Source organism: Halohasta sp. A2 (assembly GCF_056175805.1).
In genome coordinates this window covers 1-255 of record NZ_JAQFWV010000306.1, presented here as the reverse complement: position 1 = coordinate 255, position 255 = coordinate 1, and the positions used below count along the sequence as shown (strand labels likewise).

Annotated in this window: 1 protein-coding gene; it reads right to left on the bottom strand. The window is 54.5% G+C overall.

The features are described 5' to 3' along the window. Positions 1-255: zinc ribbon domain-containing protein (locus O2S87_RS19235; RefSeq protein ID WP_475410264.1), on the bottom strand; the 255-nt coding region annotated here is incomplete at both ends.

Here is a 255-nt window from a genome sequence, read left to right as displayed (position 1 = left end):
ATTAACTGATTCAACATCTACGCCAGCGTGTTTCGCCCACGCCCGCCACGCCACGTTCACACTCGCGTTTCGGTCAGCATGGTCTTGCTGAACCTCACACGAATCATTCGTACACCGGAACCGCCGAACCTGACGATAGCCACGGTGTCCACAGCACGAACACGACTTCGAGTTGTACGGTGATTCCACCGTATCACACGGAATCTGATTCCACGTCGCTTTGTAGCGAACCTGTTGCTCGAACTTGTGGAACGG